Genomic DNA, 16636 nt, shown 5'->3' with positions numbered 1-16636 from the left:
CGCGGGCCGGGCAAGGCAGGAAGTACCCGGGCGCCCGGAAACGGACGCCCGGGGAGTCCGGCGGGCTACTCGAGGAAGGTGATCTCGTCCGCGACTTCCTTGCGCTCCACCGCGTCTTCCTTGCTGTTGGTCATGTACTCCTGGAAGGCCTTGACGGCGTCCTTCTTCTTGCCCTTCTCCTTGTAGGCGTAGCCCAGGTGGTACCAGATGTCGGCCCGCTGGGGCTCGGCCTTGGCGGCCTTCACGTAGAAGTCGATGGCCTTGGCGTACTGGTTCAGCTCGCTCCAGGCGCGGCCCATCTTGAAGTAGACGGCCGTCTGGCCCGGGTCCGCCTTGAGGGCCTGCTCGTAGGAGCGGATGGCCTCGCGCCAGCGCGCGGCGGCGAAGTGCGTGTTGCCAATGGAGGCGATCACCCCGGTGTTCTTGGGCTCCACCTTGAGCGCCGCCTGGAAGGCATCGAGGGCTTCGTCGAACTCGTTGCGCTCCAGGTGGGCCTGGCCGAGGGCCACGAGGGCGCTGATCATCTTCGGCTCGAGCGCCACGGCCTCCTGCCACTCCTTGATGGCCTCGGGCAGCTGCTTGGCGTCCTGGTAGAGGAGACCGGAGGCGTAGCGGTAGTCGGCCCGCTTGGGCGCGCGCTCCACCGCGGCCCTCATGCTCTCGATGGCCGGGCTGTAGTCGCCGCCCGGCACCGCCGACAGATCCACGTTGTCCTTGAGGGCCTTGGCGCGAGCCGCGGTCTTCAACTGGGCCACCAGCACCTGGGCCATGTAGAAGTTGGCCTCGGGGTTGGAGGGCTCGCTCTTGAGGGCCAGGGTCAGGTTGACCTCGGCCTCCTTGAAGCTGTTGGTGGCCTCCGTCTCCTTGCCCTCGGGGGCGGCCTTGCCCTTGTCGAGCTGGACGGCGGCCAGGGTGATGAGCGTGCCCGCCGAGCGCGGCTCGGCCTTCTTGGCCTGGTCCAGCTCGGCCAGGGCCTCGTCCAGCTTGCCCTGACGCCACAGCACGGTGCCGCGATGCAGGCGGGCGCCCCGGAGCGTGTACGGATCCAACTCCAGCGCGCGGTCCGCCTCCTGCTGGGCCTTGTCCAGGTCCCCGGAGAGCAGCGCCAGTCGCGAGAGCGCGAGGTGCGCATCCGCGAGGTTGGCGTCGATCGAGACCGCGCGCTCGAGGGCCTCCTGGGCCCGGGCGGCGTCGTCCTCGGCGAGCGCCAGCTCACCCAGGCCCAGCTGCACCCAGGCGTTGTCGGCCGCCAGGGCGGCGGCCGCCTCGAAGGAGGTCTTGGCCTGCTCGTTGTGGCGCAGGCGCAGGTGGAAGCGGCCCAGGGCCACGTGGGCCTCGACGAGCTTCTCGTCGGCCTTGAGGGCGCGCGTGTAGTGCTGCTCGGCGGTGGTGTTGCTGTCACGCGCCTCGTCGATGCGGCCGTTGAGGTACTCGAGGCGGGCGTTGTTCTTGAAGCGCTTGTGGGCGTCCTCCACCTGCTTCTGCGCGTCCTGCACCCTGCCGAGCGCCACCAGGGTGGAGATGTAGCCATCCGTGGCCTCGAGGTTCTGCGGCTCGGCCTTGGCCACCTCCTCGTAGAAGGGCAGGGCGTCCTGGAACTTGCGCTGCGCCTGCAGCACGCGCGCCAGGTTGCTCTTGAGGAGCAGGGATTTGGCGTCCTTCTCCATCGCCGCGCGCATTTCCTTCTCGGCGTCCTCGAGCTTGCCGAGCTGGAAGAGGGCGATGCCCTTGAAGGTGCGGGCGCGCGACAGATCCCTCGGGCTCATCTTCGCCTGGCTCTTCTCTTCGAGCGCGCGCTCGGTGGCCTCGAGGCCCTTCTGCGCGTCCTTGCGCAGCATCAGCTCCACCGAGGCCAGCTCCACCGCGGAGATGAGGTGGGTCTCATCCGTCTTGAGCGCGGCCTCGTAGGCCTTGGCGGCCTCCTCCGCCTTGCCGGCGGCCTGGTAGACGTTGCCGAGCGCGTGGTGGGCACGGGTCAGCTCGGGCTGCGCCTTCAGCACCCGGTTGAGCGTGTCGATGGCCTCCGTGCTGTCCTTCTTCTTGGCCGTCTGGGCCTCGGCGAGCAGCAGGCCCAGCTCGGCATCGGCCTGGTTGCCGTCGCGGCTCCAGGCGTCCTTGGCCAGCTGGATGGCCGTGCCGGGCTCACTCGCGATGAGGGCCTTGCCCACCAGGTACTTGGTGTACTCGAGGTTCTTCTCCCCCAGCAGCTCCAGGTTGCCGGCCTCCTCCTCGGAGCGGCAGCGGGTCACCTCGTTGCCGTTGGCGGCCCAGAAACGGCGCTGGAGGTGGAAGACGGCCTGGCACCAGATGGCGCGCACCTCGGGGTACTCGTCCCCGGCCAGCACCTTCGCCGTCAGCGCGTAGGCCTGCTTGTAGTCCTCGAAGGAGCCCTTGAGCATCGCCTTGCGCGCTGTCTCCACGTCCGCGTGCTGCGAGGTGCCGGGCTTCACCTTGGCGGGCAGGAACTTCTTCAACCCGAAGGCGCCGTAGCGCGTGGCGCTGAAGCTGAAGCCCACGATGAGCACCAGCAGCGCCGCCGCGACGGAGACGACCAGCTTCAGGCGCTGCTTCACCTTGCCGAGGAAGATCTCCAGCTTGGTGGTGCTGTCCGTCACCGCCACCGGCGCCATGCGGCCGCCGTACATCTGCTGCAGCTTCTCCATGTTGGCGGCGGAGTTGGCGTTGGCCTTGGAGCCGGGCTCGGCGGCGGCCTGGGGCGGCGCGGCGGCGACGGCGGGAGTCCCCGGCCCCTCCATCAGCTTCTGGATGGCCGCGGCGAAGGTGGGCACCGTGCCGATGGGCGTCCAGGAGTCTCCGTCGTTGGAGACGTCCTCGTTGCCCAGGAGCTGGCCGTCCTCGAGCATCTTGACGACGACGCCCTCCTCGAACGGGCCGAACACCTTGCCGGAGCGGCGGCGCACGTGGAAGCGGCGCACGTTGGACTTCGCCTTGTTGGCGCCGCTGTCCTTGGCCGCGTCGTCGATGAAGCTCAGCATCTCCAGGCCGTCCGCCGTGCCCGGGTTGGTGAGCGGCGGCAGCGGCGCGGAGAGGTCGGCCTCGAGGTCATCCCCGGCAATGGCGGGCGCGGAGGGATCGAACTCGAGCGCGTCGGGGATGGAGGCGTCGGCGGACGCCATGGGCGCCGCGGGCGGAGGCTCCGAGAAGTCCATGCCCACGTCCACCGTGGAGGGCGCGGGCTCCGCGAAGCCCATGCCCGCGGGCGCGGACGGGGCGGGAGGCAGGGCGAAGGGATCCTCGTCGGCGAAGGGATCCGCCGAGGGCGCCGGAGCGGGAGGCATGGCGAACGGATCGGCCTCCTCCACGACGTCAGCGGCGGGCAGGCCGAACGGGTCGTCCGCACCGGAATCCGCGGCGAACGGATCCCCGGCGGGCGGGGGAGGCAGGGCGAAGGGATCGGCCTCCTCGGGGGCGACGGGAGCGGGAGGCAGGCCGAAGGGATCCTCGGCGCCACCGGCGGCGTACGGATCCGCGGCGGGCGGAGGCGGCAGATCGAACGTGTCCACCTCGGCCGTGTTCGGCTGGTGCGTCGCCAGGAACGAGTCATCGGCGGAGGCGTACGGGTTGTCCGCGGGCGGAGGCGGCAGCGCGATGGCTCCCGCGGGCGTGGCGGCGTACGGGTAGGGCTCGTCGGCGCTGGGAGGCGGCGGCAGGGCGATGGCGTCTTCCATCGGGGGCGCGGCGGCGTAGGGATCCGCGGCATACGGATCGCCGTACGGGTTGCCGGCCGGAGGCGGCGGCAGGGCGATGGCGTCTCCCTGCGGGGGCGCGGCGGCGTACGGATCCTCGGCGTAGTCGTAGCCGCCCGAGCTGTCCGCGTAGCCATCGGAGGCGCCGGGCAGGGGCACGGCGTCGCCCTGCGCGCCCGCGTACGGATCATCGCCGTACGGGTTGCTCGCGTACGGATCGCTCGCGCCGGGCAGTGGGATGGCGCCGCCCTGGGACACGCTCACGTCATAGCCGGCCGCCGATTGGGACGGATCGTAGCCCTGCGCGGGGTCGGAGTAGTCCGCGGAGGGCATGGCGGCACCGGGCAGCGGGATGGCCTGCGAGGTGCTGGGATCGCGGTAGGCCGCGCTCGGCACGGGCATCGAGACGACGCGCGTGGTCTCGGCCTCGGGGGGCCGCTGGAAGTCATCGTAGGCCGCGTACGGATCCGGCTGGGGCGCGGCGGCACCGGGCAGCGGGATGGCGGCGGGAGCGGGAGGCGGCGCGCTGACCGGCTCCTCGGCCTTGATGGGGAAGGTGTTCTGGCACCGGGCACACTTGAGCTTCGCGCCGCCCGGCGGGATCCGCTTGTCATCGATGTTGTAATTCGTCTGGCAAGACGGGCAGGAGACTTTCATGGGTTTCCTTCAGCGGGGGCTGGACGGTCGCGAGCGGCCGCGCTCCCGCGGCGGGCGAAGGTTATCAGAGGCATTTTCCGGGCGGCAAAGAACGAGACGTCTCCCCGGGGACATCGCCCCGGCGGCAGGGCAGGCGGGCAGGGGACCCCCCACCCGGGCGCTCCCGGTGACGCTCCTGTTGCCCGGAGTGGCGCCGAAGGTGGTAGACCCGGATTTTCCATGGACCCCATCGTCATCCTCGGCGCGGGCCTCGCGGGGCTGTCCGCCGCTCATTTCCTGCAGCGCCCCTGGCGCCTCATCGAGAAGTCCGAGCGGGTTGGTGGCCTCATCAAGACCGAGGTCATCGAGGGGTGCGCCTTCGATCCCACCGGCCACTGGTTGCACCTGAGAGACCCGGAGATCAAGGAACTGGTGAACACCCGCTGGCTGCCGGGGCAACTGGTCACCATCCAGCGCAAGGCGGCCATCTACTCGCGGGGTGTCTTCACGCGCTTTCCGTACCAGGTGAACACGCACGGGCTGCCCGCGGAGGTCGTGGCGGAGAACCTCATCGGCTACGTGGAGGCCGTCTACGGGGAGAAGGGCCGGGAGCTGCGCGAGCGGGAGCCGCGTGACTTCGCCGAGTTCATCCTGCGCTACATGGGGGAGGGGTTCGCGAAGAACTTCATGTTCCCCTACAACAAGAAGCTGTGGACGGTGGACCCCTCCGAGTTGTCCGCCGCCTGGGTGGGCCGTTTCGTGCCTCGTCCCACCTTGAAGGAGGTGGTGGACGGGGCACTGGGCGTGGGGAGCGATGCGCTGGGCTACAACGCCTCCTTCGTCTACCCGCGCGAGGGCGGCATCGAGAGCCTCGCGCGGGGGATCCTCGCCCACCTGAAGGGGGGAGAGCTGAGCGTCAACACCGAGCCCACCGCCATCGATTGGAAGGCCCGGAAGGTGACGCTGTCGGACGGGCGCGTGCTCGGTTACTCGGAGCTGCTCTCCACCATCTCCCTGCCGGGGCTGGTGCGGCTGGTGGCGAAGGGGGCCTCCGGCGTGCCCGACGAGGTGCTCGCCGCCGCCGGACGTCTGCGCGCCACCACGGTGACGTACGTGTGCGTGGCCGCCCGTGGGAAGAATCCGCGGCCGTGGCATTGGATCTACCTGCCCGAGCCCGAGTTCAAGACGTACCGCATCGGCTCGCCCTCGGCGGTGTACGCGCCCCTGGCGCCCCCGGACACCTCCACCTTCTATGTGGAGTACAGCCACCACGGCGAGCTCTCCATGGCCCAGGCCGAGGCGTACGCGGTGGAGGACCTGGTGCGTTCGCGGATGGTGGACTCGGCGGACGACATCCTCTTCGCCCGGGCGCGCGAGATTCCCCATGCGTATGTCCTCTATGACGACGCCTATGGGCCGGCGAAGGCGGAGATCCTCCGCTTCCTGGAGCACGCGGGCATCCTCACCGCGGGGCGGTACGGGCAGTGGGAGTACTCGTCCATGGAGGACGCCATCCTGGGCGGACGGGCCTGCGCGCGCCGGTTGAACGGCTGACGGTGCGCGGGGCGCGGCGATAGTTGTGCATCGACGGGGCCCGCGGGGGCATGTTAGGTCGCACCTCCGCCCATGGCCCCCCCGTACCTCTCCATCGTCATCCCCGTCTACAACGAGGCGTCCATCGTCGCCTCCGCCGCGGCGGAGCTCGCCCAGGGCCTGGATGCGCGCGGTTGGGACTACGAGATCATCTTCGCGGAGAACGGCTCGCGCGACGCCACGCCCCGGATTCTGGAGGACATGTGCGCGAAGAACCCGCGCCTGCGCTGGTTCCACTCGGAGCGGCCCAACTATGGCGTGGCGCTGAAGGCGGGCATCGAGAAGGCCCGGGGCACCTACGTCTTCTGCGATGAGATCGACCTGTGCGACCTGAGCTTCTACGACGCCGCGCTGCCGCTGCTGGAGAAGGGCGGGGTGGACATGGTGGTGGGCTCGAAGGCGGCCAAGGGGGCGAGTGATCAGCGGCCCCTGGTGCGGCGCGTGGCCACGCGGGTGCACAACAAGCTGCTGCGGGTGGCGCTGGGCTTCCAGGGCACGGACACACACGGGCTGAAGGCCTTCCAGCGCGAGGCGTTGCTGCCAGTGGTGGCCCGGTGCGTGGTGGACATGGACGTGTTCGCCAGCGAGTTCGTCATCCGCGCCTGGCGAGAGGGGCTGCGGGTGGTGGAAATCCCCATCCAGCTCCACGAGAAGCGCCAGCCCTCCATCCACCTCTTCAAGCGCGTGCCCAACGTGCTGAGGAACGTGGGCAAGCTCGTCTACGTCATCCGCATCCGCGGCACCTGAGGAGGCCCGGGTGGCGCGGCGGCTCGCATCCATCTCCGTCGACCTGGACTCGCTGCCGCACTACTGCCGCATCCACGGGCTGCCCGAGTCACTGCTGGACGCCCGGGCCCGGGGGCTCGTCTACACCACGGCGGTGCCCCGGTTGAGGCAACTGCTGGCGGAGGTGGGCGTGCCGGGGACGTTCTTCGCCATCGGCGAGGACGTGGCGGGGGACTCGGGAGCCGCGGCGGCCTTGCGCTCGGCGCACGAGGCGGGCGTGGAGGTGGCGAGCCACAGCTTCTCGCATGACTACGCGCTGACGCGGCGCCCGCCCGAGCGCATCCGCGAGGACCTGCGGCGCGCGGACGAGGTGCTCGAGGCGGCCACGGGCGTGCGCCCGGTGGGCTTCCGCGCGCCGGGCTATACGCTCAACGCCGCCCTGTACGCGGCGACGGTGGAGCGCGGCTACCGCTATGGCTCCTCCGCCTTTCCCGCCGTGCCGTACTACACCGCCAAAGCGGCGGTGATGGGCTCGCTGGCCCTGCTGGGACGTCCCTCGCGGGCGGTGCTGGACTCGCCCCGGGTGTTGCTCGCGCCCCGCACGCCGTACCGGCCGGATCCGGCCCGGCCCTACCAACGGGGTTCGGGGGCCGTGCTGGAACTGCCCATGGCGGTGACACCCGGCGTGCGCTTCCCGTTCATCGGCACCTTCGCCCTCACGCTGCCCCTGTCGGCCATCCGGGCCGCGTACCGCTCACTCCGGGGCGACACGTTCTTCAACCTCGAGCTGCACGCGGCGGACGTGCTGGACGCCCAGGACGGCATTCCGCCCGAGCTGGTGCGCCAGCAGAGGGATCTGCGGGTGCCCGTCACGCACAAGCTGGAGCGGTTGAGGACCCTCTTCGGCTGGCTGAAATCCGACTACGACGTGGTGACCCTGCGCGACGCGGCCTCCCACCTCGCCCTCACGGTTTGAGCCAGCGGAAGCAGGTTCCTTCAGGGGTGCTCTTGCCGCGAAGCACGGAGCGCCTTCCGGGCGCGCTGCGTGCCAACTGGTCCAACAGTCGGACCAGTTGCTCCCCATCGCCGCCGGAACCTCCCTCGCTCAAGGGATGGGCACCGCGAGGCGGATCTCCTCGCCCTTCTTGCCGGTGCCTCCAGGGTGTGTCCGCTCCAGCGTCCGGGCCAGCGTGTCGCGCGATTCCGCCACCAGGGGGTGTCCAGGCCCCAGCGCCTTCTCGCGCAGGGCCAGTGCCCGCTCATACCGTGTTCGTGCCTCGTCGTACTTCCCCACGTCCCACGCCACGTTGCCCAGGCCGTTGAGCGAGATGGCGAGGTCGGGGTGTCCGGGCTCCAGAGTCTTCTCCTGGATGGCCAGCGCGCGTTGGTGCCGCGCCCGCGCCTCGGCGGGCTTCTTCATGAGCCGCAACACGTCGCCCAGGTCGTTGAGCGTGATGGCCACGTCCGGGTGGTCCGCGCCCAGCACCTTCTCGCGCAGGGCCAGCGCACGCTCGATGCGCCGCCGTGCCTCCTCGTAACGGCCCAGTCCCCGGAGCGCGCTGCCCAGGTTGTTGAGGGTGTTGGCGATGTCGGGATGCTCCGGCTTCAGCACCTTCTCACGCAGGGCCAGCGCGTCCTCGAGCAGCTTCAGCGCCTCCTCGTAGCGGCCCAGGTCATTGAGAGCGACGGCCAGGTTGTTGCGGGAGGTGGCCACGTCGGGGTGCTCGAGCCCCAGGGCGTTCTTGCGGATGGCCAGTGCGTGCTCGTACAGCTCGCGGGCCTTCTCGTGATTCCCCAGCTGTCCGAACGCCGTACCCAGGTTGCTGTAGGAGTTGGCGACGAGCGGGTTGTCCGGCCCCAGCATCTTGCGCCGGAGCTCCAGCGCCTGCTCGTACCGGGCCCGCGCCTCCTCGTACTTCCCCAGCGCCCCGAGCGCGACGCCCAGGTTGTTGAGCGCCATGACCACTTTCGGGTGCTCGGGGCTCAGCACCTTGCGCCGGATCTCCAGCACGCGCTCGTATGCGGCCCGGGCCTCCTCGTAGCGGCCCATCTCCTGGAAGGCGATGGCCTGGTCGTTGAGCGAGTCCGAGCGCGTCTCGTCGTCATCCGCGACCTCCACGGCCGACTCCATGGCCAGCGTCATCCCTTGCGCCTCCGGGTAGCGCGCCTGCCTCCACCCCACCTCCCGGAAGAGCAGGGACCAGGCCTTGGCGACCAGCACCAGGGCCTTGCTCCTGGCGGCCACGGTGATGGCCCGCCGCGCCAGCGCCTCGGCGGCGGCGTAATCCCCGGTCAGGTCCTTCAGCGAGGCGACTTCGTACAGCGTCTGCGCCACGAGGGGCCCGTAGCCCACCTGCTCCACCCGGGGGAGCAGCTCCTCGCCGGGGGCCAGCGCTTCGCGGTACCGGCCGGCCAGCCGCAGCGTTTCCAGCCGGTCCACCTGTGCCCGCAGCGCCTCCACCGTGGCCCGCAGGGAGGGCTCATCCGGGAGGGGCACCGTGGCCGTCAGTGCCTTGGCGTCCGCGCAGGCCCCCAGGGGCGGCAGCGACTGCACCACCTGCACGGCCTTGGACAGGTTGTCGCGGTCGGGAGCGCGGGAGAACAGGTCCGTCAGCTCGCGCAGCTGGGCACGCCGCCGCTCCAGGCAGTCCACCTTCAGCACGTCGAGCTTCCCGGGCGAGGGCTGTTGCATGGCCTCGCACGCCTCGGTCCGCATCCGCAACCACGTGCCCGTATAGCCGTCGAGCAGCGAGGCCGTGCGCGTGAAGGTGTCCTGTGCATACGGCAGCCGGGTGCCCAGGAATGCCCGCTTCATCCGCGCCTTCACCGTCTCGTCCCAGGTGCCGGTGAGCCTGCGCTCCAGGCCGGAGCACCCCGGCTTCTGCTCCCGGTACAGCATCCCGCTCCAGAGCGTCAGGCCCGCCAGGCACGTCACCAACGCCACCAGGGCCGCCTTGCGCCGCCGGGCCCGCCGCCGCGCATCGAGGTCCACCTCCAGCGCCGCGACCAGCTTCCGCATGGACGCGGGGCGTTGCGTGGGATCCGCCCGCAGGCCCCGCACCAGCATGCGCTCCACCCACCCGGGCACGTCCGTGTTGGCGGGAGGCGGCTTCACCCGGCCCTCGAGCTGGGCCTGCGTGGACTCGGCCTGGGTGGCGCCGGAGAAGGGGTGCTGCCGGTAGAGGGCCTCGTAGAGGGCCACGCAGAAGGCGAACAGATCGCTTCGCGCATCGGCGGGGCCGGCCCGCAGCAGCTCGGGCGCCATGTAGCGGGGCGTGCCCAGCAGGGTGCCCTGCAGGGTGAGGGGGCTGTCCAGGGCGCCCGGTGGCAGGGGCAGGGGCGTAGTCGTGGGCACCCCCGGTGAGGCGGTACCGGCACGCGCCAGGCCGAAGTCCGTCACCCGCACCCGTCCGTCCCTGCCCACCAGGACGTTCTCGGGCTTGAAGTCGCGGTGGACGAGGCCCGCCTCGTGCGCGGCCGCCAGCCCGCGCCCCGCTTCCAGGTACACGTCCAGCGTCTCCCGCCAGGTGCGCGGGGCCTGCTCGCTCCAGCGCCGCAGCGTCTGCCCCTCCACCATCTCCATGGCGATGAAGATGGCGCCATCCTCGAGGGTCCCCACGTCGTAGATGGCCACCACGTTGGGGTGCGAGAGGCGCGCCATGGCCTGGGCCTCGCGCAGCATGCGCGTCTCCAGGTCGTGCTGGGACAGGCCAGGGTCCCAATCGCGGCGCAGCAGCTTGAGGGCCACGCGCCGGTCGAGCCGCGAGTCATAGACGGCCACCACCTCGCCCATGCCGCCCTGGCCGAGCCGGTTGAGCACCGTGTAGCGGCCGGCCAGCGTCTGTCCCGGCGCGGTGGACACGGGGCCGCTCCGCGGTGGGCCGGGGGTGGATGGGCCCGTGGGGAACAGCGGCGTGGCGATGCTGCGGACCTGGGTGGCGGCCTCTCCCAACTCATCCGCGTCCAGCCGCGTCCGGGCCGTCGGGGAGGGCTGGGGGCGCACCACCGTGGCGCCTTCCTCCAGGGGGCCGGTGCCCGAGTCTCCCTTCGCCCGTGGCTCCTCCTCGCTCATGTGCGTGCCTCCCCCTGGGTGATTGCCTCCAATGGGGCAGTCATATCCTGGACCTGACGGCCAGTGTAGCGGTCACCTCCAGCGCCTCTGGAGCGGGTGCGACAACGTGTCCCATTCCTCGTGCCTCGTCCCCGCTCTACAAGCCTGCTCGACCCGTCACTTATTTGGAGGAAAACGGATGAAGGCTCCCTCGAGCACGCTGTTCGCCGTCGCCACCGTCCTGCTGTGCCATACCGCCCAGGCCCACATCTCCGTGACCTCGGGCCCCGCGTTCGCGGCCAAGAGCCAGGAGCTCACGTTCAAGGTCGGCCACGGCTGCAACGGCGCGGACACCTACCGCGTGGAGATCCGCATCCCGGATGGCGTCGGCGGCGTGCGCCCGCTGGACTCGACCTTTGGCAAGGCGGTCGTGTCGAAGGATGGGACGGGGAAGATCACCTCGGTGACCTGGACGAAGGCCGCCGCGGACGTGCTTCCCAGCGACACCCAGCTCTACAAGTTCACGCTGAACGCCGCGCTGCCGGACACGCCCTTCACCCCGCTGTTCTTCCCGACCATCCAGACCTGCCGGGCCGCGGACGGCACCGAGTCCACCACCGAGTGGGTGGGCACCTCGACGGAGCACAACCACCTCCGGCCCGAGGACTCCTCGGCATACCCGGCTCCGTATGTCTTCCTCCTGCCCGCGCGCACGCCCGGCTGGAACAAGTACACGGTGGAGCAGCACGTGCATGACCTGTCCGTCTTCGCCGACGCGCAGATCGTCTGGGCGGGCAGTGCCGCCTACAGTGCCAACCCGTCCACGCTCCAGCTCATCGAGAAGGAGCCCAACACCCAGGTGCTCAGCGCCATCCATCCCGGCACCGAGATCTGGGTCAAGTACTGAGCGAGGACTCCGCGATGCGTCACTTCCCGCTGCTCGCCGCGCTGACACTCTTGTGCGCCTGTCCCACCAATCCCCCGCCGGAGAAGCCGGCGGAGGTGCCTCCCACCTCCGGGCTTCCCGCGGAGCTGAAGCCCCCGACCTCCGTGGAGCGTCCTCCCGCCACGGGCTCGGGGCTGCCGGGTGATTTGAAGCCACCGGGGCAGTGAACCGGAAGGGCCCGCGCGCGGCGCAATCAAGATCGCGCGCATGCGCCCGGTCCAGGTGTAGATATCTACACTTGGCCATCTCAGAATTCGGAAGGTCTGCCCAGCTCGTGGACACATCCGAAGCCTGAGACGTGCCTGAGTCCACGGAATGAGATGGGTTCGCCGTTGGCTCGCCTCACGCAGGCGATCCAGGAGGGCATGGATGCCGAGCCCACCCTCGCGCTGACGCAGAAGCCGGTCGCTGCGTGAGGTGAAGTCACCGGGCGGGGAGGGACGTCAGCCGGGCAAGGCCGGTGCTCCCTCCCCGCTTTTCTTTTCAGAGGATGCGTATTCCGGAGAAGTGGAACACTCCCGCCAGCTTCACCCGAAAGTGTTTGCCAGCGGGCCCACTACACCACTGCTTGCCGATTGGCGCGCGAGAGGTGCTCCTCCCCGTTTCCAGCGAAGCGCTGTGCCAGTTCGGCCACGCCCTGCGCGCCACGCTTCGAGGCGTACTCCAACTCGGCGGGCAGCAGGGCCTTGACGGTGACGAGCCGCACGTCGCCGAAGGGCGAGGGGAACAGCCGGGGCAGTGAGCGCGACTCCTGGCCGAGCAGCACCCCCACGCGCCCCTCAGCGCTCACGAGAGACGCGGGCATGCCCTTCCCCGCCACCTCCAGCACGAGCAGGCCCGCCTTGGCCCGCGCTCTCTCGTGCTCCTGGGCCACCACCTCCTTTGAGACTCGCTCCAGCAGCACGTAGGGCCAGCTTCCCTCGATGGCATCGAGGGGCAGCTCCGCCAGCTCCGTCTCCAGGGCGAGCTCCAAGCCGAAACCCACGGAGGGCTCCAAGCGAGCGATGAACGGGTCCGAGAGGCCCTCGGAGACGAGGAGGATGCGCCCTGGCTCCCGATGGATGATGGCCCAGTCCTGCCGGTGGCCCGGCCATTCGTAGCAGATGGCCTTGGGAGTGCCCGCCAATTTGTCCCACAAGCCGAGAGATTTCCATGCTGCGCGTCGGGCCGCTGGGGGGGGCTCCAGAAGCTCGCGGCACTTGCGCTTGTAGGCGCGCTCCTCGTCGTTGATGGGACTAGGGCCGGTGACCTCCCTGAAATCCAGGCCCGAGGCCCCGGTACGCTCGAGCGCCTCCTTCACGTCCTCGGCGACGAGAAGGGTTCTTGGAAACCCCCTGGTTCGGAAGATTCTGGCATCGCCTACCTTGGAGGTGTCGATACGCATGCCGTAAACGGCCCGGTACTGCCCAAGCTTGTCGGGGCGGTTATCCTCCGGCTTCCAATACAAGACCTCGGCGCATGCTTCGTCGTCGATGCAGCTCACCTGGCGTGCGACATTGACGAGGAAGTAGGGTTCCGGCCGCGAGTCCACCTCGGCGGGATAGAGTTGCACGTCGTCAGGAGCCAGTTCGGCGAGGGTGCTGGCGACCTTTTCGGTGACCACGGGGAAATCCCCGCCATCCGCGAGTGAGAAGTCGAGCGGACTTCCAGGATGGAGAATGGGAACGCGCAGGCGACCGTCGAAACGAGTGGGTGCCTCGTTGAGGTACAGCCGCGCTCCCACTGGCTTTCCCTGGGCATCCAAGGCGTCGTCCAGCACCCAACGCTCCGGGCTGCTCATGTCCTCATACAGTTCGAAGTACCGTTTCGTCATGGCGCTCTCCTAACCTCACTGGGTCCGGGTGACGAGCTTGTTGAGTTCTGAGCCCACGCGTTTGAGTTCTTCGGCCAGCTTCCCCAATTCCTGAGTGAGCGCCTCGCGACACTGCGCCGTGGTTTCGCAGCGCTTGACTGCATCATCAAGGCGCCTGAAGACCTCCTCGTGGTACTCCCTGGGGTGCGGCCCCTTGTGGCCCGGGACGCGAACCTTGTTGATTGGGTCCTCCATGGACAGGCCAGCCTTGTCAAAGAGCTTCTTGAGCCTCGGCGTCCACGGCCCGCCCCGGGCAGGGGACTTCCCGTTCTCCACGGTGGCGATGTGGTGGATGTCGCCCTCCTCCTGCATATAGAGGACAGCAGCCGAGCTGGCGGGAAGCGTGAGAACGAGCCGTCCTCCTCGCACGGACACGGACGTCGCCTCGGCAGCCGCCGTGGGCAGGTGAACCCCGCCCGCGGAAGCGGCGTTGTGCACCGCCTGGGGGAAACCGGGCAGTCCGCTGCCCGTCATGGCCTCCTTGCCCTTGGCCCCTGCCTTCCACGTCGCCAGGAGGATGAGCACGCGCACGGTGTTGGGTCCGAGCACCCGGGCGTAGCGCTCGCTCGCGCCGCGCAACTCCTGGAACGTGCTGGCCGCCTCCGCCGCGTCCCAGAGGTCCTCCGTGGCGGAAATCAACTCCCATAGCTCCACGCCCAGGTAGCCCCAGAGAAAAGCGGTCATCGCCAGGGCGAGGCTTTTGGAGATGGGCTCGGGTGCCATGAGGACCACGAGGTACAAGGAGAGGCCGGTGAGCAGGGCCGTCATGGCGTGCGCGGAGTAGTCACGGAGCACGCCCGTGGCGGCCTCCAGCGCCGGGGTGAGGGCCAGGCTGAGGGCCAGCATGAACCTGTCGGGGTGGCTGAGGCGGGTGTCGTGCGGGCCGTCCCCCAGCAGCCAGAAACAGTCCCCCGGAGCGCCACGCTTCTCGCACAGGCGCGCGTAGCCCCCTTCGACACTGGAGTCCCCTGCGCCCCCCGCCGGCCAGGAGGCAAGCACCAGGCGGCCGGACAGCGGCCTGGAGGGGCCAGTGGCCAGTTTCAGGGGCGTCTCCAGGAGCAACTGGCTGAAGGCCTCGCGCAGCTGCGTGTCCGACACCTGGACGGGCGCGAAGTCACTGCTGGGCGTGAGGGTGACGTACTCCTGGGGAGCCGGAGGGGGCGTGAGCGAGTTGTAGCGGTAGCCCACGAGAAAGCTGCCCCGTGGGGTGCCCGTGACACAGGCGGACTGGAGGAAGAGGAGGACGAGAAACCAGCCGCCCAGCAGGGGGCGCAGCCGAGCGCCAGGAGGGCGCGAGCCAGGAAGACGGGTGGGCACGGCGCACCTCCGGTAGCGACGTGGAGTGCGAGCCGTCGCTCCGGAATTACACGGAAGCGCGGGTGTGTCCGTCAAGCCAGTGGGTTGGGTAAGGGATGGAGGATGTAACAGGTGGGTTTCAGGCGTTGCGCCACCAGTCGCGGAGCGGCGCTATGGGAACGTCACGTTCTCCAGGATGATGGAGCGCCCGTCCGCGTCCCACAGCGTCAGGGTGTATGCCCCCTGGGCCTGCATCGTGGTGGCCTCGAACTCCACCATGATGCGGCCAGGGGCCCCAGGCAGGATGGAAACGGGGTTTCCCTCCGCAAGCGGTGTCAGCTCTTCACCCTTCGCTCCGCGCAGCACGGCCCCCGCGAGCGTCCAGGGCTTCGTCCCCGGGTTCCTCAACTCCAATTCCACCGCGACTCGGCCCTTGTCGTGCCCTCCGGCGCGGGAGGACCACGCTTGTTCCAGTGCCAGCGCAGCCCGCGGCCTCGTTTTGACGTATTCGGTGATGTCTTTGACGGCGACGCCGAGTCTCTCGTTCAGAAGGCCCGCCGCGCGCAGGCCTCGGAGTCCACCCGGCCCGCCCTGCTCGTCCTCGAGGCGAGCCTTCTCCTCCTCGCAGCGCTGGGCCCTCGAGTCCGCCTCCCACGCCTTCTGCTTGTAGAAGTCCACCGGGCGCGTCTTGCGGAGGACGTCCACCTGCCGTGCGGCCCGGGCGGGGTGCACCACCAGGAGAAACGTGAGGCTCGCCGGGGCCGCTCCATCCGCGAAGTAGATCCTCGCACGTGCCGTGGCGCGCCTCCCGCTGCTTCTCCAGCATGCGCTGGCACAGCTCGCCCAGCGCCCGGGGCACGCGCGGGTTCACCTCGTGCGGGGCCTTGGGCCGCTGCGTGAGGATGCGCTCGTTGAGCGGCTGGCCCCGCTGGGAGGCAGGCCCGAAGGGCAGCATGTCCGTGAGCAGCCAGTAGAGGATGACGCCCAGCGCCCACAGCTCGTCCCCCGCGTCCGCCACGTAGCGCGCCTGCCCGCCGGTGTGCGCGCGCGCGAAGCGCAGCGCCTCGGGGCTGCGGTACTCGGCGGTGCATGGCGGCAGCGGGCCATGGGTGAGCGGGGGCTCTTCCGCCAGCCAGCCGATTCCGAAGTCCACCAGCACCGGCACCCCGTCCGAGGTGCGCAGCAGGATGTTCTCCAGCTTGAGGTCGCGGTGCAGCACGCCCCGGGCGTGGATGTGCGCCAGCGCCCGCGCCAGTTCCAGCAGCACGCGTGCCACGCAGCGCGCGCACGGGTTGTCCTCCAGGGCCCACTGCTCCAGCGTCCGGCCCTCGACGAAGTCCATGACGAAGTAGAGCGGGCCGTGCACCGGGTGTGGCCACCTGCCGCATGCGTGGAAGCCCACCACGTTGGGGTGCTTGATGCGCCGCAGGATGCTGATTTCCCGCTGCCCCCGGGCCTCCAGGCTCCGGCCGCGCAGCACAGTCTGCACAGCGTGGGGACGGCGGGCATCATGTGGCCCCGCTCGATGCGGCCATACACATTGGGGGCAATTCCCAGCTGCCGCGCGACCTGGGCCTGGGTGAGTCCCAGCCTCTCGCGGGCAGCCCGGGCCACCTCTCCCAGGGCCTTGGTGAGCTGTCCGGTTTCCATTCGTTGCGTCTTCCTGACTCGAGTGTGCCGGGCGGAACGGTGGGGCCGCTCAGCGGTGCGATTCCAGGTCCGCCAGTTCCACCAGCTTGCGGAGCAGCACCAGACGCTCACGGGACCAGCCGCGCAGCAGGCGGACGATGCGGCTCACCTCGGGCGGCTCGTCCGGAACGGGCCGGGGG

General features: G+C 70.0%; 10 protein-coding genes and 2 pseudogenes. 5 read left to right on the top strand and 7 right to left on the bottom strand.

Translation table 11 applies throughout. The features are described from left to right. Positions 1 to 65: 65 nt before the first annotated feature. The gene (locus Q664_RS22155; RefSeq protein ID WP_043399046.1) at positions 66 to 4364 is read right to left on the bottom strand and encodes a tetratricopeptide repeat protein; all 4299 of its coding nucleotides are present in this window, start codon (positions 4362 to 4364) and stop codon (positions 66 to 68) included. Positions 4365 to 4583: 219 nt separating this feature from the next. On the opposite strand from Q664_RS22155, the gene Q664_RS22150 reads away from it, so the two are divergent. From Q664_RS22150 to Q664_RS22140, 3 genes are all read left to right on the top strand, one after another. After that, on the top strand, positions 4584 to 5897 hold the full coding sequence (locus tag Q664_RS22150; RefSeq protein ID WP_043399044.1) for a protoporphyrinogen/coproporphyrinogen oxidase: 1314 nt from the start codon (positions 4584 to 4586) through the stop codon (positions 5895 to 5897). A gap of 72 nt (positions 5898 to 5969) precedes the next feature. Next, entirely contained in the window at positions 5970 to 6683 is a 714-nt protein-coding gene (locus Q664_RS22145) for a glycosyltransferase family 2 protein (protein WP_043399041.1), read from the top strand. A gap of 10 nt (positions 6684 to 6693) precedes the next feature. After that, positions 6694 to 7638: a polysaccharide deacetylase family protein gene (locus Q664_RS22140; RefSeq protein WP_043399039.1), complete on the top strand. Its 945-nt coding sequence runs from the start codon at positions 6694 to 6696 to the stop codon at positions 7636 to 7638. Between the two features lie 129 nt (positions 7639 to 7767). Here Q664_RS22140 and Q664_RS22135 read toward each other — a convergent pair whose 3' ends face one another. Further along, positions 7768 to 10734, bottom strand: a complete 2967-nt coding sequence (locus tag Q664_RS22135) for a serine/threonine-protein kinase (RefSeq protein ID WP_052518497.1) — start codon at positions 10732 to 10734, stop codon at positions 7768 to 7770. Positions 10735 to 10912: 178 nt separating this feature from the next. On the opposite strand from Q664_RS22135, the gene Q664_RS22130 reads away from it, so the two are divergent. Together Q664_RS22130 and Q664_RS22125 are read left to right on the top strand one after the other, a co-directional pair. Further along, the gene (locus Q664_RS22130; protein WP_043399037.1) at positions 10913 to 11620 is read left to right on the top strand and encodes a YcnI family copper-binding membrane protein; all 708 of its coding nucleotides are present in this window, start codon (positions 10913 to 10915) and stop codon (positions 11618 to 11620) included. A 14-nt stretch (positions 11621 to 11634) separates the two neighbouring features. Next, positions 11635 to 11826 carry a hypothetical protein gene (locus tag Q664_RS22125; RefSeq protein ID WP_043399035.1) on the top strand — a complete coding sequence of 64 codons (192 nt, stop codon included), beginning with the start codon at positions 11635 to 11637 and terminating at the stop codon, positions 11824 to 11826. 389 nt (positions 11827 to 12215) lie between these two features. On the opposite strand, the gene Q664_RS22120 is transcribed toward Q664_RS22125, so the two are convergent. From Q664_RS22120 to Q664_RS57910, 5 genes and pseudogenes are all read right to left on the bottom strand, one after another. Continuing rightward, complete coding sequence (locus Q664_RS22120) at positions 12216 to 13472, bottom strand: imm11 family protein (protein WP_043399033.1); 1257 nt, start codon at positions 13470 to 13472, stop codon at positions 12216 to 12218. 15 nt (positions 13473 to 13487) lie between these two features. Then, complete coding sequence (locus tag Q664_RS22115; protein ID WP_052518496.1) at positions 13488 to 14828, bottom strand: AHH domain-containing protein; 1341 nt, start codon at positions 14826 to 14828, stop codon at positions 13488 to 13490. A 150-nt stretch (positions 14829 to 14978) separates the two neighbouring features. Further along, positions 14979 to 15542, bottom strand: coding sequence for a DUF2381 family protein (locus tag Q664_RS61120; RefSeq protein WP_052518495.1), 564 nt, complete (start codon positions 15540 to 15542; stop codon positions 14979 to 14981). A gap of 61 nt (positions 15543 to 15603) precedes the next feature. Continuing rightward, a pseudogene (locus Q664_RS61115) lies at positions 15604 to 16287 on the bottom strand (serine/threonine-protein kinase); the annotation flags it as partial. 41 nt (positions 16288 to 16328) lie between these two features. Next, positions 16329 to 16457: pseudogene (locus Q664_RS57910) on the bottom strand (helix-turn-helix domain-containing protein); the annotation flags it as partial. Positions 16458 to 16636: the final 179 nt, after the last annotated feature.

Origin of the sequence: Archangium violaceum Cb vi76 (genome assembly GCF_000733295.1) — a bacterium.
Lineage (GTDB): Bacteria > Myxococcota > Myxococcia > Myxococcales > Myxococcaceae > Archangium > Archangium violaceum.
Note: the sequence above shows the minus strand (reverse complement) of the source record. Positions and strands in the feature narration are given on the sequence as shown.

Excerpts from the sequence above, each read along its gene's own strand:
- Q664_RS22155 (WP_043399046.1), bottom strand. The coding sequence starts at position 4,364 with ATGAAAGTCTCCTGCCCGTCTTGCCAGACGAATTACAACATCGATGAC.
- Q664_RS22150 (WP_043399044.1), top strand. The coding sequence starts at position 4,584 with ATGGACCCCATCGTCATCCTCGGCGCGGGCCTCGCGGGGCTGTCCGCC.
- Q664_RS22145 (WP_043399041.1), top strand. The coding sequence starts at position 5,970 with ATGGCCCCCCCGTACCTCTCCATCGTCATCCCCGTCTACAACGAGGCG.
- Q664_RS22135 (WP_052518497.1), bottom strand. The coding sequence starts at position 10,734 with ATGAGCGAGGAGGAGCCACGGGCGAAGGGAGACTCGGGCACCGGCCCC.
- Q664_RS22130 (WP_043399037.1), top strand. The coding sequence starts at position 10,913 with ATGAAGGCTCCCTCGAGCACGCTGTTCGCCGTCGCCACCGTCCTGCTG.
- Q664_RS22125 (WP_043399035.1), top strand. The coding sequence starts at position 11,635 with ATGCGTCACTTCCCGCTGCTCGCCGCGCTGACACTCTTGTGCGCCTGT.
- Q664_RS22120 (WP_043399033.1), bottom strand. The coding sequence starts at position 13,472 with ATGACGAAACGGTACTTCGAACTGTATGAGGACATGAGCAGCCCGGAG.